Origin of the sequence: Larsenimonas suaedae, from assembly GCF_023712105.1 — a bacterium.
Lineage (GTDB): Bacteria > Pseudomonadota > Gammaproteobacteria > Pseudomonadales > Halomonadaceae > Larsenimonas > Larsenimonas suaedae.
Genome location: NZ_JAMLJI010000003.1, coordinates 423,523 through 445,875, shown reverse-complemented (window position 1 = coordinate 445,875; position 22,353 = coordinate 423,523). Strand labels below are relative to the sequence as shown.

The 22,353-nt window shown below is 61.4% G+C and carries 21 protein-coding genes; 13 read left to right on the top strand and 8 right to left on the bottom strand.

What is annotated here, in order from left to right; genetic code table 11:
- Positions 1–2: 2 nt before the first annotated feature.
- Positions 3–1,898 (top strand): MFS transporter, encoded by a 1,896-nt coding sequence (locus tag NAT49_RS11605; protein WP_251594334.1) that lies wholly within the window; start codon positions 3–5, stop codon positions 1,896–1,898.
- Positions 1,899–1,918: 20 nt separating this feature from the next.
- On the opposite strand, the gene NAT49_RS11600 is transcribed toward NAT49_RS11605, so the two are convergent.
- The 5 genes from NAT49_RS11600 to NAT49_RS11580 form a co-directional block, all read right to left on the bottom strand.
- Positions 1,919–3,256 carry a sensor histidine kinase gene (locus NAT49_RS11600; protein WP_251594332.1) on the bottom strand — a complete coding sequence of 446 codons (1,338 nt, stop codon included), beginning with the start codon at positions 3,254–3,256 and terminating at the stop codon, positions 1,919–1,921.
- The gene (locus NAT49_RS11595) at positions 3,253–3,930 is read right to left on the bottom strand and encodes a response regulator transcription factor (protein ID WP_251594330.1); all 678 of its coding nucleotides are present in this window, start codon (positions 3,928–3,930) and stop codon (positions 3,253–3,255) included. Before NAT49_RS11595 ends, NAT49_RS11600 begins: the two co-directional genes overlap by 4 nt.
- 3 nt (positions 3,931–3,933) lie before the next feature.
- A complete protein-coding gene (locus tag NAT49_RS11590; RefSeq protein ID WP_251594328.1) occupies positions 3,934–4,299 on the bottom strand; it encodes a PepSY domain-containing protein in 366 nt (121 codons plus the stop codon).
- An 83-nt stretch (positions 4,300–4,382) separates the two neighbouring features.
- On the bottom strand, positions 4,383–5,672 hold the full coding sequence (locus tag NAT49_RS11585; protein WP_251594326.1) for an HlyC/CorC family transporter: 1,290 nt from the start codon (positions 5,670–5,672) through the stop codon (positions 4,383–4,385).
- 83 nt (positions 5,673–5,755) lie between these two features.
- Complete coding sequence (locus tag NAT49_RS11580) at positions 5,756–6,550, bottom strand: cytochrome C assembly family protein (protein WP_251594324.1); 795 nt, start codon at positions 6,548–6,550, stop codon at positions 5,756–5,758.
- A 222-nt stretch (positions 6,551–6,772) separates the two neighbouring features.
- On the opposite strand from NAT49_RS11580, the gene ffh reads away from it, so the two are divergent.
- The 11 genes from ffh to NAT49_RS11525 all read left to right on the top strand — a co-directional run bounded on the left by ffh (position 6,773) and on the right by NAT49_RS11525 (position 17,696).
- Positions 6,773–8,191 (top strand): signal recognition particle protein, encoded by a 1,419-nt coding sequence (gene ffh / locus NAT49_RS11575; protein ID WP_251594322.1) that lies wholly within the window; start codon positions 6,773–6,775, stop codon positions 8,189–8,191.
- Between the two features lie 143 nt (positions 8,192–8,334).
- Positions 8,335–8,595 carry a 30S ribosomal protein S16 gene (gene rpsP / locus NAT49_RS11570; RefSeq protein ID WP_251594320.1) on the top strand — a complete coding sequence of 87 codons (261 nt, stop codon included), beginning with the start codon at positions 8,335–8,337 and terminating at the stop codon, positions 8,593–8,595.
- 5 nt (positions 8,596–8,600) lie between these two features.
- Positions 8,601–9,155 (top strand): ribosome maturation factor RimM, encoded by a 555-nt coding sequence (gene rimM, locus NAT49_RS11565; RefSeq protein ID WP_251594318.1) that lies wholly within the window; start codon positions 8,601–8,603, stop codon positions 9,153–9,155.
- A gap of 36 nt (positions 9,156–9,191) precedes the next feature.
- Entirely contained in the window at positions 9,192–9,974 is a 783-nt protein-coding gene (trmD, locus tag NAT49_RS11560; RefSeq protein WP_251594316.1) for a tRNA (guanosine(37)-N1)-methyltransferase TrmD, read from the top strand.
- Positions 9,975–10,120: 146 nt separating this feature from the next.
- The gene (rplS, locus tag NAT49_RS11555; RefSeq protein ID WP_251594314.1) at positions 10,121–10,477 is read left to right on the top strand and encodes a 50S ribosomal protein L19; all 357 of its coding nucleotides are present in this window, start codon (positions 10,121–10,123) and stop codon (positions 10,475–10,477) included.
- A gap of 123 nt (positions 10,478–10,600) precedes the next feature.
- On the top strand, positions 10,601–11,494 hold the full coding sequence (gene xerD / locus NAT49_RS11550; protein WP_251594312.1) for a site-specific tyrosine recombinase XerD: 894 nt from the start codon (positions 10,601–10,603) through the stop codon (positions 11,492–11,494).
- A gap of 1 nt (position 11,495) precedes the next feature.
- On the top strand, positions 11,496–12,230 hold the full coding sequence (locus tag NAT49_RS11545) for a thioredoxin fold domain-containing protein (protein ID WP_251594311.1): 735 nt from the start codon (positions 11,496–11,498) through the stop codon (positions 12,228–12,230).
- Positions 12,231–12,360: 130 nt separating this feature from the next.
- On the top strand, positions 12,361–13,680 hold the full coding sequence (locus NAT49_RS11540; RefSeq protein WP_251594407.1) for a homoserine dehydrogenase: 1,320 nt from the start codon (positions 12,361–12,363) through the stop codon (positions 13,678–13,680).
- A 42-nt stretch (positions 13,681–13,722) separates the two neighbouring features.
- Positions 13,723–15,111: a threonine synthase gene (gene thrC, locus NAT49_RS11535; RefSeq protein WP_251594309.1), complete on the top strand. Its 1,389-nt coding sequence runs from the start codon at positions 13,723–13,725 to the stop codon at positions 15,109–15,111.
- An 85-nt stretch (positions 15,112–15,196) separates the two neighbouring features.
- Positions 15,197–16,999 carry a single-stranded-DNA-specific exonuclease RecJ gene (recJ, locus tag NAT49_RS11530; protein ID WP_251594307.1) on the top strand — a complete coding sequence of 601 codons (1,803 nt, stop codon included), beginning with the start codon at positions 15,197–15,199 and terminating at the stop codon, positions 16,997–16,999.
- Positions 17,000–17,087: 88 nt separating this feature from the next.
- Positions 17,088–17,696 (top strand): YitT family protein, encoded by a 609-nt coding sequence (locus tag NAT49_RS11525; RefSeq protein WP_251594306.1) that lies wholly within the window; start codon positions 17,088–17,090, stop codon positions 17,694–17,696.
- Positions 17,697–17,714: 18 nt separating this feature from the next.
- Here the strand turns inward: NAT49_RS11525 and NAT49_RS11520 are convergent, their stop codons facing one another.
- On the bottom strand, positions 17,715–18,143 hold the full coding sequence (locus tag NAT49_RS11520) for a VOC family protein (RefSeq protein ID WP_251594304.1): 429 nt from the start codon (positions 18,141–18,143) through the stop codon (positions 17,715–17,717).
- Positions 18,144–18,331: 188 nt separating this feature from the next.
- Between NAT49_RS11520 and NAT49_RS11515 the strand changes: the two genes are divergently transcribed.
- Positions 18,332–18,991 (top strand): CGNR zinc finger domain-containing protein, encoded by a 660-nt coding sequence (locus NAT49_RS11515; RefSeq protein WP_251594302.1) that lies wholly within the window; start codon positions 18,332–18,334, stop codon positions 18,989–18,991.
- A 102-nt stretch (positions 18,992–19,093) separates the two neighbouring features.
- Here NAT49_RS11515 and NAT49_RS11510 read toward each other — a convergent pair whose 3' ends face one another.
- Both NAT49_RS11510 and NAT49_RS11505 read right to left on the bottom strand, forming a co-directional pair.
- Positions 19,094–21,817: a heavy metal translocating P-type ATPase gene (locus tag NAT49_RS11510; RefSeq protein WP_251594300.1), complete on the bottom strand. Its 2,724-nt coding sequence runs from the start codon at positions 21,815–21,817 to the stop codon at positions 19,094–19,096.
- Positions 21,814–22,272, bottom strand: a complete 459-nt coding sequence (locus NAT49_RS11505) for a MerR family transcriptional regulator (protein ID WP_251594298.1) — start codon at positions 22,270–22,272, stop codon at positions 21,814–21,816. The genes NAT49_RS11510 and NAT49_RS11505 overlap by 4 nt, the downstream gene beginning before the upstream one ends.
- Positions 22,273–22,353 lie beyond the last annotated feature (81 nt).

Genomic DNA, 22,353 nt, shown 5'->3' with positions numbered 1-22,353 from the left:
GCGTGAGCGCTGACATGATGATTCACCGGCGATTTGCGCCTTTTTTCTGGACGCAGGCGCTGGGTGCCTTCAACGACAATCTTTTCAAGAACGTGTTGCTTTTGCTGGTGACGTTCGTGGCCGTGCCCGAGCGCGGCTGGGACGCCGGTACGGTCAACAATCTGGCCGCAGGCCTGTTCATTCTGCCGTTTTTGTTGTTCTCCGCTCTTGGCGGAACGCTTGCCGATGCTCTCGACAAGCGCCAATTGATCGTTGGGCTCAAGTGGCTGGAGCTTATGACCATGACCGGGGCGGCATGGGCGCTGTTGACCGATTCGTACGCGGCGCTTCTCGGGCTTCTGTTCATGATGGGCGTACAGTCGGCGCTGTTCGGGCCGGTCAAGTACGCAATCCTGCCGCAGCATCTAGGCCGGCATGAGTTGGTAGGTGGCAACGCCTGGGTCGAGATGGGTACGTTTCTTGCCATTCTTTTTGGCACGCTGGCTTCGGCCTTTGTCATCACCGGCGAAGGAGGTGGCTGGCTGCCGGCGCTGTGTCTCTGGTCGGTCGCGCTGGTGGGCGTCATGATCAGCCACGCCATTCCCTCGGCGCCGCCGGCGCAAAAACAGTCCATCGTATGGCGCCCGATTCGAGAGTCGGTCTCGGTCATGCGCGATGCCTGGCATGCGCGTGGCATTTTCCAGGCGCTGGTGGGCATAAGCCTGTTCTGGTTTCTCGGTACCTGTTACCTCACCCAATTGCCGCAGTGGACCAAGGATGTGGTAATGGGGCCTGAAAAGGCCTTCAGCTTTCTACTGGGGGCGTTCGCTGTCGGAATCGGGCTCGGCTCGTTCGTCTGCGCGCGCCTGTCGGCCGGCCGGCTCGAAATTGGCCTGGTGCCACTCGGGGCGGGCATTATCGCGCTGGGTGGTGGGTGGTTCGCACTGACCGAGCCGTTCGCTGGTGCGCCGTTGTCGCTCGAGGCGCTCCTGGGGATGGGGGCATTCTGGTTGATGCTGTTCAAGTTGATGATGATCGGGCTTGGTGGCGGGCTTTATATCGTGCCGCTGTACACCCTGATTCAGCTTCGAAGCCCGGACGGTCAGCGTGCACGCATGATCGCGGCCAATAATCTTCTGAACGCACTGTTCATGATCGCAGCGGCGGTCTTCGGGCTGGTGATGCTTGGCGTGTTTCAGGCGTCCTTGAATCTGCTGTTCGGCCTGCTGTCACTGTTGTCGCTGATGATCGCGGTCAGTGTGGCAACGCGTCATCCGCGCCCGTTGATGCGTATCGTGATCTTTTTAACGATCCATATCTGGTATCGCCTGCGATTGACCGGCCGACGCAACATTCCTGCTACCGGCCCTGCGCTGATTGTCTGCAATCACGTAAGTTTCATGGATGCGCTGGTACTGGGCGGTGCAAGCTCCAGGCCGCTCCGATTTCTGATGGATAAGCCGATTTATGAGTCGCCCTGGCTCAACTGGTTTTTCCGCATGGCAGGCGCCATTCCGGTCGAGTCCGAACGAAGCGACCCAAAGGGGATGCGCCGTGCGCTTGATCAGGTCAGTGAGGCGCTTGCCAATGGCGAGGTGGTGATGCTTTTTCCGGAAGGACGCCTGACTCGTGATGGTCAGGTGCACGAGTTTCGCCGCGGTATTGACCTGATTCTCCGGCGAGACCCGGTGCCGGTCGTGCCGGCGTCGCTGTCGGGGCTTTGGGGCTCCTGGACCTCACGTCAGGGCGGCGGCCCCTTCAAGGGCTTTCCTCGGCGCGTTCGCGCCAAGGTGTGTCTGCATTTTGGTGAGGCTATGGCGCCGGATGCTGGGCGTGAGGCGCTTAGAGATCGCGTCGTCGCGCTCAAGGAGGAGGGCGATCTTAATGCAAGTACGCCGCCCTTGCGCCGGCCGCACTAGTTTTTGGCAGGCGAGCCGCGCTAGGTTTTGGCAGTCGAGGAGGTAGGCCAGGGCAGTGTGATCGATGCCCTGAGCCCGCCGAGCTCGCTGTCATCGAGCGTCAGCGTTCCGCCGTGATGGCCGACGATCTGCTCAACGATCCCGAGCCCAAGGCCGTGCCCTGCTACCTGTTCGTCCAGACGCGTGCCTCGATTGAGAACGTCGCCTCGATATTCCGGTGCAATACCTGGTCCATCGTCGTCGATTTGAAGCGTTAGCGCCTGACTGGTGGTCGAAAGCGTCAGGCGCGCCTGACTGGTCGCCCACTTTCCAGCGTTATCGAGCAGGTTGCCAAGCACTTCCAGCACTTCGTCGCGGTCCCAGGGCAGTGACGCCGGACGGTCGCCCGTCACGCAAAAGCGGACCCGCGCGCCATGAATTTCACGCAAGGTGTCCAACAGCGGTGGCAGGTCGCTTTCGGGCTTGAATCGGGCGGCGGCAGAGACTTCGCCGGTATCGAGCCGAGCGCGCTGAAGTTCGCGCTCGATCAGGCGGTGAATATCATCGAGGCGATGGCGTAGCCCCTGTTTGATGTCTGGAAGATGATCCAGCTCTTCACGGCCCAGTAGTGCTTCCATGACCGCAAGCGGGGTTTTTAGAGCGTGCCCGAGGTTGGCAATCCCGTCGCGCGAGCGGTTGAGCACTTGTTCGATTCGGCTGAGCTGATGGTTGAGCTCGGTGACCACTGGTGCGATTTCATCCGGCATCGGGGTTTCAAGTGTCATGCGCTGGCCTTCGTGCAGCTGAGCGAGTTCGCGCTGCAGGCGGTCAAGCGGCTTGAGTCCGAGTCGGATGACCCGGCGCTGAATCAGTACCAGAAGGCCTGCCATGGCGCCACCAAAGCCCCAGATCGACCAGCGAAGCCAGGACAGGCGTTCGGTGACCGGGGTGTAATCGAGCGCTGTCGTTACGTCGAGCGTGTGGCCGCCGCGCTGGTAGGTGCCGCTCCAGACCAGCAGCTTCTGATTGCCCGGGCCGTCGGCGAGGCCGGGCACCAGTCCATCGCCGTGCGTGCCGATCTGGTAATCCCAAAGCGAGCGTGAGCGAACGGCCTGGCCGCCGTCGATCCGAATCGAGAAGTAGTGCCCCGAGTAGACGCGGTTGAACGACGCTCGAAGACTTTCGGGGTTGGGATCGTGCTTCAAGTCGTCAAGCGTCGGGGTGGCGATCAGGTTTTCAGCATCTTCCTGAAGGCGTTCGCCCAGGTAGTTTCGAGTGACATGGTCGAACAGCAGCACGCTGCCCTGAGACAGCAGCAGCATGACCAGAAGGCTTGCAATCAAAAGCCCCAGATCAAGTCGACGCGTCAGCGACATCATGGCGTGGTGTCGCCACCAAAGCGGTAGCCTTGCCCTCGCTGGGTCACGATGATGCCGCGGCCGAGCTTCTGTCGCAGGTGGTTGATGTGGACTTCGACCACGTTCGGATTGCGTTCATGCTCACTGTCATACAAATGATCGAGTAGACGATCCTTGGAAATGACATGCTCCGGGTGGTGCATCAGATAGCGCATGATGGCGAATTCGGCGCGGGTGAGGCTTACAGGCGTGCCGTTGCTGTCGCGAATCGCAGTCTGACTGTTTTCATCAAGCGTCACGCCGCCGACGTTGAGCGTCGGGGACGGGCGTTGACCATGACGGCGTCGAACCAGAGCCTGAAGCCTTAAAATCAGCTCGTCGGGATGAAACGGTTTGGGCAGGTAATCATCGGCCCCGGCGCGAAGCCCGGTGATGCGTTCGCTCCAGCTCGAGCGGGCTGTCAGGATCAGGATCGGAATATCGAGCCCGGCTTCTCGCCATTCTTCAAGAAGGCTCAGGCCTGGTCGGCCAGGCAGGCCGAGATCCAGCACGATGACGTCATACGGTTCCTTCACGGCCATGTTGGCCGCGTCGCGGCCGTCTGTGTACCAGTCGACCGCGTATCCGTTACGGCTGAACAGCGCGTTGAGTTCGTCCGCGAGCGGCACGTTGTCTTCTACCAAAAGAAGCCGCATAACTTACTCTTCCTCGTTGGCGGTAATGTAATCGCCGGTAACGGCGTTAAACTTAAGCTCCCAGACCATGCCGTCCTGGTCAAGAAGTTCGATCTCATAGACGTAGCGCCCCTTGGCATCGCACTCGAGTTCGGCTTCAAGCAGCTTGCCGCTATGGTGGTGGCGTGCTTTTTCCAGTATGGCAGGAAATGCCTTGATGTGGCCCGATCGCGTGAGATGCAAGACATCGTCTTGAGAAAGGCCTGCGCTGCACGGCGCTGCCGCGACCGTAAGCGACGACAGCGCAAATGCCATGCCCATGCTCCAACCCGATAACTGGGCCATCAGCGCCCGCTGGGCCGATCGGTTTTGGTGCGCGTCAAAAGGCATGGAGTGCTCCATTTCTTCTAAAGCGCTCTAGCGTACTGGCTTGGCTTGCAATAAACCTGAATCAGCCCTTGACGTGCAGTGTTTCAAGGCTCTTCCCTTAGCGGCCGGCGCACGGTGGCCTGCCAGCAGCGGGCCGCCGTGATCAGGTTGTCCTTGACGTCAAGAATCTCCATGCGGGTCGTGCCGATCTGAAGGCAGGCGGTAGCGTCCGGGAAGGATTCGAGCTGTTCGAGGATCAGGCCATTGAGCGTCTTCGGGCCGTCGGTCGGCATCTGCCATCCGAGCACCTTGTTGACTTCGCGGATATTGGCGGTGCCCTCGATGACGTAGCTGCCATCGTTTTGGAGCTGAATGTCCTGATGGGTGCCGGACACGTCGGTCGTGAATTCGCCCACGATCTCCTCGAGAATGTCCTCAAGCGTCGCAAGTCCCTGAATGTCGCCGTACTCGTCAACCACAATACCAATGCGGCGCTTTTGCTGCTGAAAGTTCAGCAGCTGAGTATGAAGTGGTGTGGACTCAGGAATGAAGTAGGGTTCGCGGGCCTCCTGCACGATCGAGGCCTTGGTGACCTCGCTTCTGGACAGAAAGCGGGCGGCATTGCGTAAATGCAGGATGCCGATGATGTTGTTGATGTCGCCCTTGAACACGGGCAGGCGGGTGTGCTGGCTTGAGCGAATTTCCGACAGTAGCGTCTCGAGCGGCTCTTCCAGATCGAGCCCGACCACTTCGTGGCGCGGCACCATGATGTCGTTGACCGTCACGTTTTCCAGATCGAGGATCGAAATCAACATCGACTGGTGGCGTCTGGGAATCAGCGAGCCGGCTTCATGCACCACCGTTCGAAGCTCGTCTCGAGTCAGGCTCGAGGCGCCGCCGGAAACGTCCTTGATGCCGATCAGGCGCAACAGGCCGTTGGATATGCCGTTGACCAGCCACACCAGCGGGTAGAGTATTTTTAAAAGCGGTTCGAGAATGATCGAGGCGGGAAAGGCGATGCGCTCGGGTTTGACGGCGGCCAGCGTTTTTGGCGTGACCTCGGCAAAGATCAGCACGACCAGCGTCAGTACGGCGGTGGAAATGGCCGGGCCTGACACCTCGCCAAAGACATGAATGGCAATGATGGTTGCGATCGAGGCGGCAAGGTTATTGACGAAATTGTTACCGATCAGGATAACCCCGATCAGGCGATCCGGTCGTCCAAGCAGTTTCATGACCCGCTTGGCGCCCTTGTCACCGGCCTTGCTCTGGTGGCTCAGACGGTAGCGGTTGATGGACATCATTCCGGTTTCGGAGCTTGAAAAAAACGCCGACAGGGCAATGAGCAGTATGAGCAGGGTGAACATCAACCCTAACGGAGTGTCGTCGCTCAACGTTTACGCATCCTCAATAACAAAGCAGAAGCTGGTTTTATGGATTCAGGGCAGGCCTGTCAAGCCGCGGCTCGGGCTGCGGCTCAATAAATCAGGGTCATGGCAAGCTTGCTGCCGAGGTACGCCATCAGCAGCAGCGCGCTGCCGGCGAGCGTCCATCGCACCGCGCGCTGGCCACGCCAGCCCTTTTGGTGGTGCCCCCAGAGCAAGACGCCGAACAATACCCAGGCCATCAGCGACAGAACCGTTTTATGGATCAGGTGCTGGGCGAACAGGTTGTCGACGAACAGAAAGCCTGAAACGATGGCCAGACTCAAAAAGAACATGCCCCAACCGATGGCCTCGAACAGCAACCGCTCCATTCGCACCAAAGGCGGCAATACCTGAACGATACCGCGAAGGTGGTGTTTCTTGAGTGCGTGCTGCTGAAAGGCCAGCAGGATGGACAACACGGCGGCAATGCTTAAGAGCGCATAGGCAAGGATTGAGGTGGCGATGTGCACCAGAATGCCTGGTGTGAACCCGGACTCGATCATGTTGCCCGGAAGACTCACCACGGCCATCACTGAAAGCCCTGCAACCGGCAGCAGGACCGCGGCGGCTGCGATGATGGGCTTGAACAGACTGATGACGATCAATAGAGCGGCCATCATCCAGCAGGCGAGTGATGCGCTTTCGGAAAGGCCCAGATTGACGCCATGGGTGGCGTTGATCGAGAAATACACGACAACGGCATGGCTGACCGCGCCCAATCCTCCGAGAAATTGAATGGGGTGGGGTCTCAAGGCCACGCGACGGGCAAGCGCCATGGCTTGCCACAGGCCTGCACTGAAATAGAGGACGGTGGCGGCTAGGGCGAAGGGCAGCGCCGGTATCACAAGCGTTATCCTTATGGAATCGAACAGATCGGCGGAAACTACGTCAAGGCCACTATAACGCAACCTTGAGGCCAAGACATCCGACGTATCGGCCCGTTCATTGCGGCCAATCGACGCCGCACCCATGGAGGCCGTCTCGTCATGTGCGTATAATCGCCGCAAATTACGAAATTACCCAGGCGTCGCGTCGTTGCACGCGGTGCTTCCTTGCCGGAGAGGCTTATGTTTGACAGCTTGACAGATCGCCTGTCGCACACGCTCAGATCGATTTCCGGGCAGGCGAAACTTACCGAAGACAACATCAAGGACACCCTGCGGGAAGTGCGTCGTGCACTTTTGGAAGCGGACGTGTCACTGGCGGTGGTGAAAGCCTTTGTCGATCAGGTGCGCGAGCGCGCCGTGGGTCAGGAAGTTTCAAAAAGCCTGTCGCCGGGCCAGCAGTTCGTCAAGATCGTCCAGCAGGAGCTGGAATCGATCATGGGCGAGGCGAATGTGCCGCTCGAGCTCGGTCGCAAGCAGCCCGCGATCATCTTGATGGCGGGTTTGCAGGGGGCGGGCAAGACCACCTCCGTGGCGAAACTTGCCAAGTACCTGCGTGAGCGCGAGAAGAAAAAGGTGCTGGTGGTCTCGGCAGACATCTATCGTCCCGCCGCGATCGACCAGCTCGAAACACTGGCGTCCGAGGTTGGGGTCGACTTCTTCCCGTCGCACAGCTCTCAGAAGCCGGTCGATATCGCCAACGCGGCCATCAAGCACGCGGGCATCAAGTTCCACGATGTCGTACTGGTCGATACGGCCGGGCGTTTGCACATCGATGAAAACATGATGACCGAGATCAAGGACCTGCATAAGGCGGTATCGCCGCAGGAAACCTTGTTCGTGGTCGACGCCATGACCGGCCAGGATGCGGCCAACACGGCCAAGGCGTTTCACGAGGCGCTGCCGCTGACCGGTGTGATCCTGACCAAGGTCGACGGTGACGCCCGTGGCGGTGCCGCCTTGTCGGTGCGACACATTACCGGCAAACCGATCAAGTTCCTCGGGATTGGTGAGAAGACCGACGCGCTCGAGCCGTTCTACCCCGATCGTATCGCCTCGCGCATTCTCGGCATGGGTGACGTCCTCAGTCTGATCGAGGAAGCCGAGCGTACCGTTGACAAGAAAAAGGCCGATCAGCTTTCCAAGAAGATCAAGAAAGGCCAGAGCTTCGATCTGGAAGACTTTCGCGATCAGCTCCAGCAGCTCAAGCAGATGGGCGGCATGGGCAGCCTGATGGATAAGCTCCCCGGCATGGGGCAGATGGCTGAGCTTGCCAAGGGACAGGCCAGCGAGAAGGAATTTGGCAAGCTCGAGGCGATGATCAACTCGATGACGCCGAAAGAGCGCCGCAAGCCAGAACTCATTACCGGCTCGCGCAAACGCCGCATCAGTGCCGGCTCCGGTACGCAGATCGCTGACGTCAATCGTCTTCTCAAGCAGCACAAGCAGATGCAGAAGATGATGAAAAAGATGGGCAAGAAAGGCGGTATGCAGAAGATGATGCGCGGCATGAGCTCCATGATGGGCGGAAGCGGCGGCATGGGCGGCGGTCAAATGGGGGGGCCCATGGGCGGTGGCCCGGGAGGCTCCTTCCGTAAATAACGCCTGCCTTGTGGTTCCCAAGTCTTGAAGTTTCCCGTAAAATACGGCGGCCTCAAACCTACGTGCCCGCATCATGCGGGCACGTGAGTGTTTCAGCCGGGCAAAACTGCCCTGATCGTCTTTAACCAAAGGAATTGAGCGATATGGTTACCATTCGTTTAGCTCGTGGCGGCGCCAAGAAGCGTCCGTTCTACCAAGTCAACGTTACCGATTCGCGCCGCAAGCGTGACGGCAGCTTCATCGAGCGTCTTGGCTTCTTCAACCCGGTTGCCCGTGGTGGTGAAGAGCGCCTGCGTCTTGATCTGGACCGCGTTGCTCACTGGGAAAGCCAGGGCGCACAGCTGTCTGACCGCGTGCGTGAGCTGGTCAAAGAAGCTCGCAAAGCCGCGCCGTCCGAGGCGTAAGATCGATGTCAGCCCTGAAGACGTCCGTACAAGGTGACAAGAGTGCTTCCGAGCGGGTGCAGCTTGGCACGTTGACAAGCCCTCATGGCGTCAAGGGCGGCCTCAAGGTGTATTCCTACACCAGTCCCATCGAGAATATCTTTCAGTACCCTGACTGGCTGGTCGGCACGGGAGAGTCGTTGACTTCCATGCGCGTTCGCCAGGGGCGCCCGCAGGGCAAGGGTCTGGTCGTGTTTCTGGACGGGGTGGATTCACGCACCGATGCCGAAGCGTTGGCTGGCGCCACGATCTGGCTGCCTACTCAGAAGCTCGAGCCGCTCGGTACGGATGAATTCTATTGGTATCAGATTGAAGGTCTCTCGGTCGTTACCGTGTCCGGCGATGTGCTTGGCCGAATCGAGTATCTGTTCGAAACCGGTGCCAATGACGTACTGGTGGTCAAGGGCGATGCGGACAGTCTGGACAAGCGTGAACGGCTTTTGCCCTATATCGATGGCGTGGTTCAGCGCATCGATCTGGAGCAGGGCGTCATGACCGTGGACTGGGATCCGGAGTTTTAACATGCGCCGGAGCCAACATCCGATGGGGTGTGTGCTGTGTGGATAGGCGTTGTGTCGCTGTTTCCGGACATGTTCGAGGCGCTGACGCGCCACGGCGTGACCGGGCGAGCAGTCGACAAGGGGCTTTTGAGCGTTCGCTTCTGGAACCCCCGCGACTACGCCACTGACCGGCACCGCACCGTGGATGATCGGCCCTATGGTGGCGGGCCTGGCATGTTGATGAAAGTCGACACGCTGCGCTCAGCCATTGCCGATGCTCGGGCCGCAGCGCGCGATCACGGCGAGGACGCCACGCCTGCGCGCGTTATTTATCTGTCGCCGCAGGGGCGGACACTGGATCAGCAAGGGGCGCGAGAGTTATCGGGCCGAGAAAAGCTGATTCTGGTCGCCGGGCGGTATGAAGGGGTCGATGAGCGCGTGATCGAGGCCGACATCGATGAAGAGTGGTCGGTTGGTGATTACGTTCTAAGTGGCGGCGAACTGCCGGCCATGGTGTTGATTGATGCCGTTGCTCGGCTTGTGCCGGGAGTGCTTGGGCATCAAGGGTCGGCCGAGGAGGATTCCTTTGCCGATGGGCTGCTGGATTGCCCCCACTACACCCGGCCGGAAGAAATCGACGGCAAGCGCGTTCCGGACGTGCTTCTGAGCGGCAACCACGGCGAAATTCGCAAGTGGCGGCTCAAGCAGTCACTGGGCCGAACCTGGCTCAGACGCCCGGAATTGCTTGATGACCGAACGCTTGGCAAGGAGGAACTTTCCCTGCTCGAGGCGTTCAAGAAGGACTACGTCGCAGACAGCGACGGCGGTGCATCCTCCTAGCCCGGTGAGCGGTCGACATCAGGGCGAGTTCGGTGAAGCCGACAGGATGTGTCATCCACAAGGTGACTCCCGCGTTTTCGAGCGCCGGGATCAACGCCTGCCGTGCATTAATCGGTGGGCATCAAAGAACAGTTTAGGAGCAAGTCATGAGCAGCAAGAACAAGGTGATCCAGGCAATCGAAAACGAGCAGATGAACAAAGACGTTCCTGCGTTCGGCCCGGGTGACACCGTTGTGGTACAAGTCAAGGTTGTCGAAGGCAGCCGCGAGCGTCTTCAGGCGTTCGAAGGCGTGGTGATCGGTAAGCGTAACCGTGGCCTGAACTCTGCATTCACCGTGCGCAAGATCTCTCACGGCGTTGGCGTCGAGCGTACCTTCCAGACGTACAGCCCGGTCGTTGACAGCATCTCCGTCAAGCGTCGCGGTGACGTTCGTCAGGCCAAACTGTACTATCTCCGTGAGCGCAGCGGTAAGTCCGCACGCATCAAGGAAAAGCTGTCTTAATCGCGTCATTACGCGAGGCCGGTTTGAACACTGGCCGACAGCAAGGCCCCGCTGGCATGATTGCCGCGGGGCTTTTTTTATGCGCTCATCGCATCTTTTGAAGCGCACGCGCAAGGAGTGGCAATGGCCGAGCATGATCCGTTGATCGACACCTTTCTCGACGCGCTCTGGCTCGAACGGGGCGCAAGCGCCCATACGCTTTCGGCCTACCGCACCGATTTGAGGCACTGGCTGCGCTTTCTCGAGCAGCAGCAGGCGTTGCTGCTCGAGGCACGCCAAGACAACGTTGAGCGTTTTTTCAGCGAGCGCCTGGCACACGGCTACAGCGAGCGCTCCAACGCTCGGCTACTGTCGAGTCTTCGCAGGTTCTATCGCTGGGGGCTTCGAGAAGCGATCATCGATCATGATCCGGTCGGTCGGGTCGCGATGCCGAAGGTGCGGCCCGATCTTCCGGATACGCTGGATGAGGCCGACGTTGACGCGCTGCTCGAGGCGCCCGATACCGACGAGCCGCTCGGGCTCAGGGATCGAGCGATGCTCGAGCTTCTGTACGCCTGTGGTCTTCGAGTCAGTGAGCTTGTGGGTCTTCGGGTCAACGATCTTAACCTGCGACAAGGGGTGGTGCGGGTGCACGGCAAGGGCGACAAGGAGCGGCTGGTGCCCATGGGCGAAGCCGCCATCGACTGGTTGACCCTCTATCTTCGGGTGGGTCGGCCGGCACTGATGTCGGTGATCACGCGCGACCCGCTCTTTCCGGGCCGCGGTGATAACTTCATGACCCGCCAGACCTTCTGGCACCGCATCAAGCGCCACGCACTCACGGCCGGCATTCGCAAACCCCTGTCGCCGCATACGCTTAGACACGCCTTTGCCACCCACCTTCTCAATCACGGGGCACATTTGCGTGTCGTTCAGGAACTTTTAGGGCACAGTGACCTCTCTACGACCCAGATCTACACCCACGTCGCGCAGGCGCGTCTGGAAGCCCTGCACGCCACTCATCATCCAAGAGGTTGACATGATCTCACGCACCTACATCGGCCGCCTGATGCTTGGCGGCTTACTGGCACTGACGGCTCATCAGGCGATGGCGGACACGACAGACCTTGCCGACAAGCTGGTCGTCAACGGCAAGAAAATGCCGGTCCAGTCGGTTGCGAGCTCACCCCTGCCGGGCATCAACGAGGTCCAGCTGACCTCGGGTGAAACCTTTTATACCGACGATCAGGGTCATTATCTGCTGGTGGGCGATCTGTACAAGAACACCGACAAGGGCCTGGTCAATCTGACCAAACAGAAACAGGCCAATGCCCGTCAGGCGATGATCGACAACGTCGATGAAAAGAACATGGTGGTGTTCAAGCCCGCCGGTAAGGTCAAGCACGTGATCACGGTGTTTACCGACACCACATGCCCTTACTGTCACAAGCTGCACGAGGATGTGCCGATGCTCAACAAGGCCGGGATCGAGGTGCGCTATCTTGCCTTCCCGCGGGCAGGGATGAACTCGAAAGGCGCCGAGGAACTGGCAAACGTCTGGTGCTCGGCCAACAAGACCGAGGCGATGACGGCTGCCATGAACGGCGACGGCAAGCGTGGCAAGAGCGGCTGCACCAGCAAGGTGGCCCAGCAGTATCGGCTCGGCCAGCAGGTTGGCGTGCAGGGGACGCCTGCGATCATGCTGCCAAACGGTGAGCTGATTGCCGGGTATCTGCCGGCCGAGCGATTGATCGACATGATCGATAACTCGTAACTCATCGCGCGCGCGGCATTCATTGCCGGCGGCTTTGACGTTACACTGGTCGACCCTTATTTAGATTTAGAGACGCGGATCGATTCGATCCTTTTTGGACACACGGTTGGGTAGCAAAACGATGACAACGTTGGAACCGGTCAAGGTAGGAATCTGTGGTCTAGGCACGGTAGGCAGTGGCACATTCAATGTGCTCATGCGCAATGCCGATGAAATCGCGCGCCGTGCCGGACGGCCGATCGTGGTCGAACAGGTTGGCGCGCGTCGTGACAACCCCGATTGCGACCTGACCGGGATCAATATTACCCGCGATGTGTTCGAGGTTGCGCGCAATCCCGAGATCGACGTGGTGGTCGAACTGATTGGCGGCTACGACGTTGCCCGTCAACTGGTGCTTGAAGCCATCGATAATGGCAAGCACGTCGTGACCGCCAACAAGGCGCTGATCGCCGTTCACGGCAACGAAATCTTTCAGGCTGCGGCCGAAAAGGGCGTGATCGTTGCGTTCGAGGCTGCGGTCGCCGGAGGGATTCCGGTCATCAAGTCTCTGCGTGAAGGCCTTGGTGGCAACAAGATCCAGTGGCTTGCTGGCATCATCAACGGCACCGGCAACTTCATCCTGACGCACATGAGTGAAGACGGCCGCGATTTCGACGACGTTCTGGCCGAAGCGCAGGCGCTCGGCTACGCCGAAGCCGACCCGACCTTTGATGTCGAGGGCATCGACGCCGCGCACAAGCTGACGATTCTTGCGTCCATCGCCTACGGCGTGCCGCTTCAGTTCGAGAAGGCCTACACCGAAGGCATCTCGCAGATCACCAGCGAAGACATCGAACAGGCCGACAACCTTGGCTACACCATCAAGCACCTGGGCATCTCGTGCCGCACCGAAGAGGGCATCGAGCTTCGCGTGCATCCGACGCTTCTGCCCAAGCAGCGCCTGCTTGCCAATGTGCATGGCGTCAAGAACGCCATCGAGATCATGGGTGATGCCGTAGGTCCCACGCTCTATTACGGCGCCGGTGCCGGTGCCGAACCGACGGCTTCTGCAGTCGTCGCGGACCTTCTGGACGTGGCGCGTGACATGGCCACCGAACACAAGTACCGCACACCGTATCTGGCCTTCAGCGGCATCAACGAGCAGGGCGAAGCGGCTCCGCAGGTACTGCCGATGGAAAACATCGTCACCGCCTACTACCTGCGCCTTCAGGCCGTCGACCGCCCCGGCGTATTGGCCCGGGTCGCCTCGATCCTCTCCGAACAGGGCATCAGCATCGAAGCGCTGATCCAGAAGGAAGCGACCGAGGGCGAACTGGTGCCGATCATCATGATGACGCACCGCACCCGCGAATCCAGCATGAACGAGGCGATCCGCCAGCTCGAAGCGCTGGCCGACGTGGCCGGAAGTGTTACGCGCATTCGTGTGGAAAACCTCGACGACAACGCCTGATGATGCCCGCGCCGGCTCGGCGCGGTAACCGTGAGATCAACGATGCGTTATATCAGTACGCGGGGAACAGCCCCCGCTCTCGATTTCGAGGAAGTGCTGCTAACAGGCCTTGCAAGCGATGGCGGCCTGTACGTGCCGGAAACCCTGCCGCAGTTCAGTGCCGACGAGCTTTCTGACATGGCAGGTCGTCCCTACAGTGAAGTGGCGTTTCGGGTCATGAAACCCTTCGTCGGTGACAGCATCGACGACGCCACGTTTCGCCGGCTGATCGATGAAAGCTACGCGACCTTCAAGCACGACGCCGTGGTCCCAAGCGTTCAGCTTGGCCCGAACCACTACCTGCTCGAGCTGTTCCACGGCCCGACGCTTGCGTTCAAGGACGTCGCCCTGCAGCTGCTTGGCCGGCTTCTGAACCATTTTCTTGAAAAGCGGGGCGAGAAGGGCGTCATCATGGGGGCGACGTCCGGCGATACCGGCTCGGCCGCGATCGAAGGCTGCCGGCACAGCGATCATCTGGACATCTTCATCCTGCATCCGCATCAGCGGGTCTCTGAAGTGCAGCGGCGCCAGATGACCACGGTGCTGTCTGACAACGTCTTCAACATCGCCATCGAGGGCAACTTCGATGACGCCCAGGCAATCGTCAAGGGCAGCTTTGCCGACCAGGACTTCCTGAACGGCACCCGCCTGATCGCGGTCAACTCGATCAACTGGGCGCGGATCATGGCCCAGATCGTTTATTACGTGTACGCCGCCGTCAATCTCGGCGCGCCGCACCGTGAGGTCAGCTTCACCGTGCCGTCTGCCAACTTCGGTAACCTCTACGCCGGGTTCACCGCAAGCCAGATGGGCCTGCCGGTCAAGCAGTTTGTGATCGCGACCAACGCCAACGATATCCTGCACCGCACGCTTGCCGACAACGACTTCTCCAAGAAGGCGCTTCTGGCAACGCTTGCGCCCTCGATGGACATCGTCGTGTCGTCCAACTTCGAACGGCTGCTGTTTGACGCCTACAACCGTGATGGCGCGCAAGTGCGTGCGCTGCTCGAGCGGTTCCAGCAGGAGCCGGCAGCGCTTGCCGACGCGCCGCTGTCTCGCCTTCGTGAGCGCTTTGACAGCGCAACGCTTTCAGATGAAGGCATCATCGATGTGATTCGAGACGCGTTCGAGCGTACCGGCGAACTGCTTGACCCGCACACCGCCACCGGCTTCTATGCCGCCGAAGCCAAGCGCTGGGATCAGACCACCCCGATGGTCACGCTTGCCACGGCCCACCCGGCCAAGTTCGAGGACGCCGTGGTCAAGGCCGGTTTCGAAGGCGCGCCCCTGCCGCCATCGATGGCGGATCTTCTCGAGCGCGATGAGCGCTATGAGGTGCTGCCGGCCGAGCTCGAGGCCGTCCAGCGCTTCGTGGCCGAGCATCGCCGCTGAGCGCGTTCAGGCGCTAACCACGAGTCACCCGTTTCACTCTCGCGGCAAGCGAGGGTGAAACGCCCGCGTTCGATCCAGGTACCCAATGACCCCGACTTCCTCCAGCGTGACGCCGCGCATCACCCGGCGCGTTTTGAATGAGTCCGTGTATCGCGAGGCGCAGGCGTTTGGGCTGTCCGAGCTTCAGTCCCGGATTCTTGCCGGCAGGCTTGATACGCCCAGGGCACCGGTCGAGGCGCTGGTCAATCCGAGCCTTCGACACATCGCCCATCCCGAGCGGCTGATCGATGCGCCGCGGGCGGCGGCCCGCATTGCCCAGGCGGTCGAGGCCGGTGAGCACATCGGTATCCTGACCGATTACGACGTTGATGGCATCACCTCCCACGTGGTGATCCTTCGAACGCTCAATGAGCTCTTCGGTGTGCCGCGGGCGCGTCTTCACAGCCTGATCGGCCACCGCATTCAGGACGGCTACGGCATTTCCCAACCGCTGGTGGACAAGACGCTGGCGCTGACGCCACGTCCAAGTCTCATCATCAGCGCCGATTGCGGCTCGTCCGATGAGGCGCGGCTTGCCCAGCTTGCAGCGGCCGGCATCGACGTGGTGGTGACCGATCACCACGCACTGCCCGTCGACGGCCCGCCGCGCTCGGCCCACTCGGTGGTCAATCCCTCGCGCGCGGACTGCGACTACCCCGACACCACCATTGCCGGCTGCATGGTGTCGTGGCTGGTGATGTCGCTGACCCGTTCGGTGCTGATCAAGCGGGGACAGCTCGAGGCCGAGTCGCCCAAGCTGTCGCCGTGGTTGTCCTACGTGGCGCTAGGGACCGTGGCCGACTGCGTCTCGCTCGGTGACAGCGCAATCAACCGCGCCGTGGTCACCCTCGGACTTTCTCTGATCAATCGGATGGACGCGCCGTGCTGGCGCGTGATGGCCGAGCGGCTGGGGCCGGACAGCACGCCGTTCGATGCCGAGACGCTGGCGTTTCAGATGGGCCCGCGCATCAATGCGCGCTCCCGCCTCGATGACCCCTACGCGGCGCTTCATTTCATGCTGGCCGAGCGCGACGACGTTGCCCGCGAGTACCTGACGCTGCTCGACCAGGACAACCAGGCCCGCAAGACAATCGAGCAGACCATGGTCGAGACCGCGCGGGCTCGGGTGCAGCCGGCGATTCGGGATGAGGCGCGGGTGCTGGTGGTCTTCCTTGAAGAGGGCCACGCCGGGGTGCAGGGGATTGTGGCTTCGCGCCTGGTGCAGGCCTACGGTCGGCCGGCCTTTGTGCTGACGCCGGCCGCCGACCCCGGCATGCTCACCGGCTCTGGCCGCTCGGTGGACGGTGTGCACCTTCGCGACGCGCTTCAGCGTGCGTTCGAGCTTGCGCCCGAGGCGCTGCCGCGATTCGGCGGTCACAGCGGCGCGGCCGGGGTGGGGCTGCCCATCGATGCGGTGGCGGCGTTCACGCGCGCGATCGTTCAGGCGGTGGATGAACAGCTCGGTACCCGGCCGCTGTACCCCCGCATTCTATGCGACGGCGAACTGGCCCCGGCGCAGATGAGCCTGGCAACGCTTGATGAGCTTGCGCATCTGGCGCCGTTCGGGCGTGAATTCGATGCCCCGGTGTTTGAAGGCGAATTTCGAGTGGATCAGGCCCGGCTGGTCGGCAGTGAGGGCAACCATTTGATGCTGACGCTGGAGGCCGGCGGGGCCTTGATCAAGGCAATTCGATTCCGGGCGGTCGACCCGGGCGATGCGCTGCCGGTGGCGGTCGACGATCGGGTGCGTGTGGCGTTCAAGCTCAACCGTAACCGCTTTCGAGGGCGGGAATCGATCCAGCTGATGGTCGAGCATATGGAGGCGGTAACAGCGCTCGACAGGGCGTAAGAGGCTGAGTAGGTTTGTTGTGGGGCCGCGCCACAAGCGAAGCCCGGATAACCACCACCCATGTGGCACAACAATAAAGGACATCATCATGATGCACTCGGTACTTCACCATCGACCCTGGGAGGACGCGCTGGCAATTTTGATCGGCGTCAGTCTTACCGCCCTCGGCATCCAGTTCTACAGCGATGCCGAGCTTCTGATCGGCTCCACTGCAGGCCTTGCGCTTTTAGTCAGCTACGTGACCGGCTGGAACTTCGGCCCGATCTTCTTCCTCGTCAACATTCCGTTCTACTGGCTGGCCTTCGTGCGGATGGGGGTTGCCTTCACCCTCAAGACCTTTACCGCCATTGCGCTGCTGTCGCTGTTCTCGATGGCAATGCCGCACTGGCTGGGCCCAACCCACGTTCAGCCGCTGTACGCGGCGCTGGTGGGAGGCTCGTTGATCGGGCTCGGCATTCTCGCGCTCTTTCGCCACCGGGGCAGCCTCGGCGGCATCAATATCCTCGCCCTCTATCTTCAGGATCGCCACATCGCCCGCGCAGGTCACATCCAGCTTGCCATCGACATCGCCCTGATGGTCGCGGCGCTTTTTGTACTGCCGCCTGAAAAGGTCGCGCTCTCGGTGGTCGGGGCGGTTGCCTTGAACGCCATCGTGATGATCAACCACCGCCCTGAGCGTTACCGCGGCGAAAGCTGAATCTGATTTCCAGGCGGCTCAGTAATTGGGCCAGAGCCCTGGTGTTGCCAGCTCCAGTAAGTGCCCGTCGGGGTCACGGAAATAGATGCTGTCGCTTCCACCGGGCCAGTGGGTCCGCCCTTCAATCTCGACACGGTGCGCCGTGAGATGGGTTTCCCAGGCCGGCAGGCTCTCTGCCTCGATGGCAAAGGCCAAATGGGTGCGTCCACTGCCATCGTGCGGCGGGATGGTGCCCATGCCCTCGGGCAGTACGACGGTGTCACCGGTCTGCCCCTTCTGAAAAAGCAGCAGCATGGTGTTGCCGGTGGGGTAGCTGGTGAAGCGCTCATCGCGTCGAAACGACTCGAGACCCATCACGGTTTCGAAAAACTGCTGCGCGCGAGCCATGTTCTCGGTGTAGAGCACGCTTTCAAGCACGTGGCCGAGCGGGGGCGCGGTCGATGTCATGTCGGTCTCCTTGTTGCTGAGCGTGATTTCAGACTAGCAGAGGGGCGTGCGCATGAGGGCGCTCAAGGGCCGGGGCATGATCGGTCCGGCGGGCTGTGCACATATGCGCACGATGGGCGTGGCGCGGTGACTGTCATGGTTTCTTCGCCGACCAGGGGATACTCTGTTGATATCGTCAAGGAGGCGTCATGTCCCGTTCAACGAAAGTGCTCTGGCCCCAACGCGATGTCATTGCCGGGCATCCGGCGCTTGATTTTCTGAATACGGTGGACGATCCCGGCCGCAGTCGCCGGCACAATCGCTTGAGAGACTGGCCGGCGCTCATGGCCTGGTTCGAGGCATCAGGCGTGCTCAGCCGTGCATGGCGAGAACTGTTTGAAACCGGTGAAAGCGCCGACCGTCATGCGCGGATACTGCATGACATCCTGACGCTCCAGCAGCTTTTTTACGAGCACGTGCAGGCGCACGTGAATGGCACGCCCCAGGTGCGTTTGGGGGATGCGCTCAATGCGCGCTTGAGTCAGGCACTTGGACGGGCGCACCTGGGCCAGTCAGGTGAGTGCATGGAATCAGGCGAGTACATGGAATCAGGTAAGTGCATGGAATCAGGTAAGTGCATGGAGTGGCGTGTCGCCTCGATGTCGCCGTCGCGGTGGGAAGACGCCATTGCCCTCGAAATCGAGGCGTTTCTTCGAACTCACGCGCTTGATCAAGTACGGCAGTGTGATGGCTGCAGCTGGTTTTTCATCGATCACGGGCATGGGCGGCGCTGGTGCCGCCCGCACGTCTGTGGCAAGCGCCACCTCAGAAAACGAAAGCGCGCCTCGTCGACCCGCCTCAAGCCCTAGGTCGTCACTACGGTTTCTTTCCGCGGCGCGTAAGCGAGGGGCCCCAGAACCAGCCGATGATCGCGGTAATCAGAAGTAGCCCGCAGGCGTTGACGAAAAATGTCATGAGCGTGTCTCCTGGTTCAAGCTAACGCGTCGCAACCGGTTGGCGTTACTGACCACGGTCACTGAGGACAGTGACATGGCAAGCGCCGCGACCATTGGTGACAGCAGCGTGTGGGTCAGCGGATAGAGCGCACCGGCGGCGATCGGGATACCGAGCGTGTTGTAGCCGAACGCACCCCACAGATTCTGCTTGATGTTGGTAAGCGTTGCCCGGCTCAGCGCGATGGCGTCGGCGACCCCATGAAGGCTATCGCGCATCAGCGCCATGCCGGCCGATTTGAGCGCAACGTCGGTACCGGTACCGATGGCAAAGCCGACGTCGGCCTGAGCGAGCGCCGGTGCGTCGTTGATGCCGTCACCGACCATGCCGACGCGCTTGCCCTGGCGCTGGTAGGCTTTTATGGCCTCGAGCTTGTCCTCCGGGCGGCATTCGGCTCGAACCTCATCGATGTCGAGCGCGCGGGCGACGGCTTCGGCGGTGGCTCGGTTGTCCCCGGTCAGCATCACAAGCATGAGACCACGCGCTTTCAGCCGTGCCACGGCGTCCACCGCGTCCGAGCGAATCGGGTCGGCGATGGCATAGAGCGCGGTGAGGCGCTCATCGCAGGCAACGTACACAACCGTAGGGGCCTGCGCTCGCCAGCGTTCGAGGACTGGCTCGCCGTCGGTCAGGGCGACCCCGTGTTCCCCCATGAACGCCCGGTTGCCGATGCGCCAGTGCCGGCCGGCCGCGTCGTGTCCGGCCATACCGCGAGATGTGACCGAGGTGATATCGACCATCTCGGTATCGCAGGCCGCCTGAACCGGCTCGAACGCCGAGAGCGCACGCGCAAGCGGATGCTCCGAGCGAGCTTCGAGCGCCTTGACTACCGCCGCGGTACTGTCGCCTTCGTTCGCACGCCAGTGATCGATGACCGAGGGCTTGCCCTGGGTCAGTGTCCCGGTCTTGTCGACGACCAGCGTATCCAGCCGGCTGGCGCTTTGAAGGGCGTCGCCGTCTCGAATCAGCACCCCCATGGTCGCGCCGCGGCCGACCCCGATCATGGTCGAAATCGGCGTGGCAAGCCCGAGTGCGCAGGGGCAGGCGATGATCAGCACCGAGGTGGCGACAATCAGCATGTGCATCACCTGCGGCTCGGGGCCGAGGTTGTACCAGACAAGAGCGGCGAGTACCGCTGCAATCATGACCGCGGGCACGAACACGGCGGCGACCCGGTCGGCGAGCCGACTGATCGGCGGCCGGGAGTTCTGGGCGTCGCGCACCTGACCGATGATGCGTGAAAGCGTCGTGTCACGCCCGACCTGAGTGGCGCGGTAGATCAACGTACCCTGATCATTGAGGGTGCCACTGGTGAGGGTATCGCCGACGCGCTTGGACACCGGCACCGGCTCGCCGGTCAACATCGACTCATCAAGCCGACTTTGCCCTTCCTCGATCACGCCATCGACCGGCACGCGCTCGCCCGGGCGTACCCGCAGCCGGTCGCCGACCGCGATGCGCTCAATCTCAACATTCTCGTCTCCGTTGGGGCCGATTCGGCGCGCGGTCGATGGCCGAAGGTCCAGAAGCGCCCGCAGGGCCTGAGAGGTCTTGCCGCGTGAGCGCACCTCCAGCGCCTGCCCGGCGCTGATCAGCCCGATGATCATCAGCGGCGCCTCGAAGTAGAGGTGGCGGGCACTGTCGGGAAAGAGTTCGGGCCGAGCGACCACGGCCATCGAGTAGCCCCAGGCCGAAGCGCTGCCAAGTGCCACCAGCAGATCCATGTTGGCCTGATGGTGGCGTACGGCCTTGAACGCTGCGGTAAAAAAGCCGCGCCCGGCGGTGGCCATGAGCGCGAGCACCAAAAGGCCCACACCGAGCCACCCAAGACGCTCGGCGCCGGAAAACGCCGGCATGTGCACGAACATCAGCCCCATGAGCAGCGCGCCCGGCACCAGGGCGAGCGCGCTGTCTCGCACCTTGTGCCGAAATTCTTTGGTGGCGTTGTCGCTTTGCGCGGCGTCGAGTGCGTCGGCGCTTTCGGCCACGCTCGCGCCATAGCCGGCGTCCTCGATAACGCGCACAAGCGCCTCGGGCGACAGCCGGGTCGAAACCTGGGCGCTGCGGCTGGCGAAGTTGACCGTCGCGTGGTCCACGCCGTCGGCGCGGTCCAGAGCGTTCTGGATGGTGGCCACACAGCCGGCGCAGGTGATGCCGGTCAGGGCCAGTTCCAGCGTCTGCGCCCCCTGGTTTTCGACGACAGGCGTCGTGTCGATAGGCTCGCGGGCGGCCGTGGGGGCATTTCCCGGTTCGACAGGCTCTGCGTCCAAGGGCTCAGCGGCCGGTGGGTGGCCGGCCTCTGTAAGTACGCGGTCGATGTCGGTGTCAGGCGCAACGGAGGTGATCGTAAGCCGTTTTTGAGCCGGCTCGCCCTTGATGGCAGCCTCGGGATCGAGGGCCTGGACCGCGCGACGCATTTTCGAGACGCAGCCCTGGCAGTTCATGGTCGCGACCTGGCGTGTGCGTGTGGCCGGGCGCGCGGTGAATCCAGCGTCCGCCACGGTGCGCTCGATGACTTCTCGGGGCTTGGTGGACCCGATGACAAGGTGGCGAGTATCGAGCGTGATCGTTGCCTGATTGTCCATGGCCTCGAGGCCGCGCCGGAGCGTCTTGACGCAGCCCTGGCAGGAAAGGCCCTCAAGCTCGAACTGCATCTGGTGCGGGGTGGATTCGAAGGTCATTGCCTGTCTCCCTGCGTGGATGGCGCGTCGGGCGTCGGTTCGTCAGCGGGCGCTTCCCAGTGCTCGATCAACTGACAGAGCGTGTGGCCGTTCGGGGCGGCGTTCGGCATGCTTGACCAGCTCTCCAATGCGTCTTCCATACGCTTGGCAAGCTGCTCCAGCGCTCGTATTTCCTCGCGCACCTGTGGCAGCCGTTCCTTTAAAAGATCACGCACCAACGGGCAGGGCGAATCGCCGTGTTCGGTATGGGCCAGAATGTCGTGAATGTCTTTCAGGCTGAAGCCGAGCGTGCGGGCCTGCTGAATGAAGCGCAGGCGTCTTAGCGCCTCATCATCATAAAGTTGGTAGCCATTATTCGGGTTTCTAGTCGAACTAATTAAGCCCTCTCGGGTATAGTGGCGCACGGTTTCGGCCGTGACACCGGCGGCTTTTGCCACTTCGCTGACTTTTTTCATCGCGCCGACCTCGTGTCGAATAGGCCTGCAGTTTAAAACCTTTGGGTAACACAAAGGTCAAGCGCTGCGCATCGATATGAA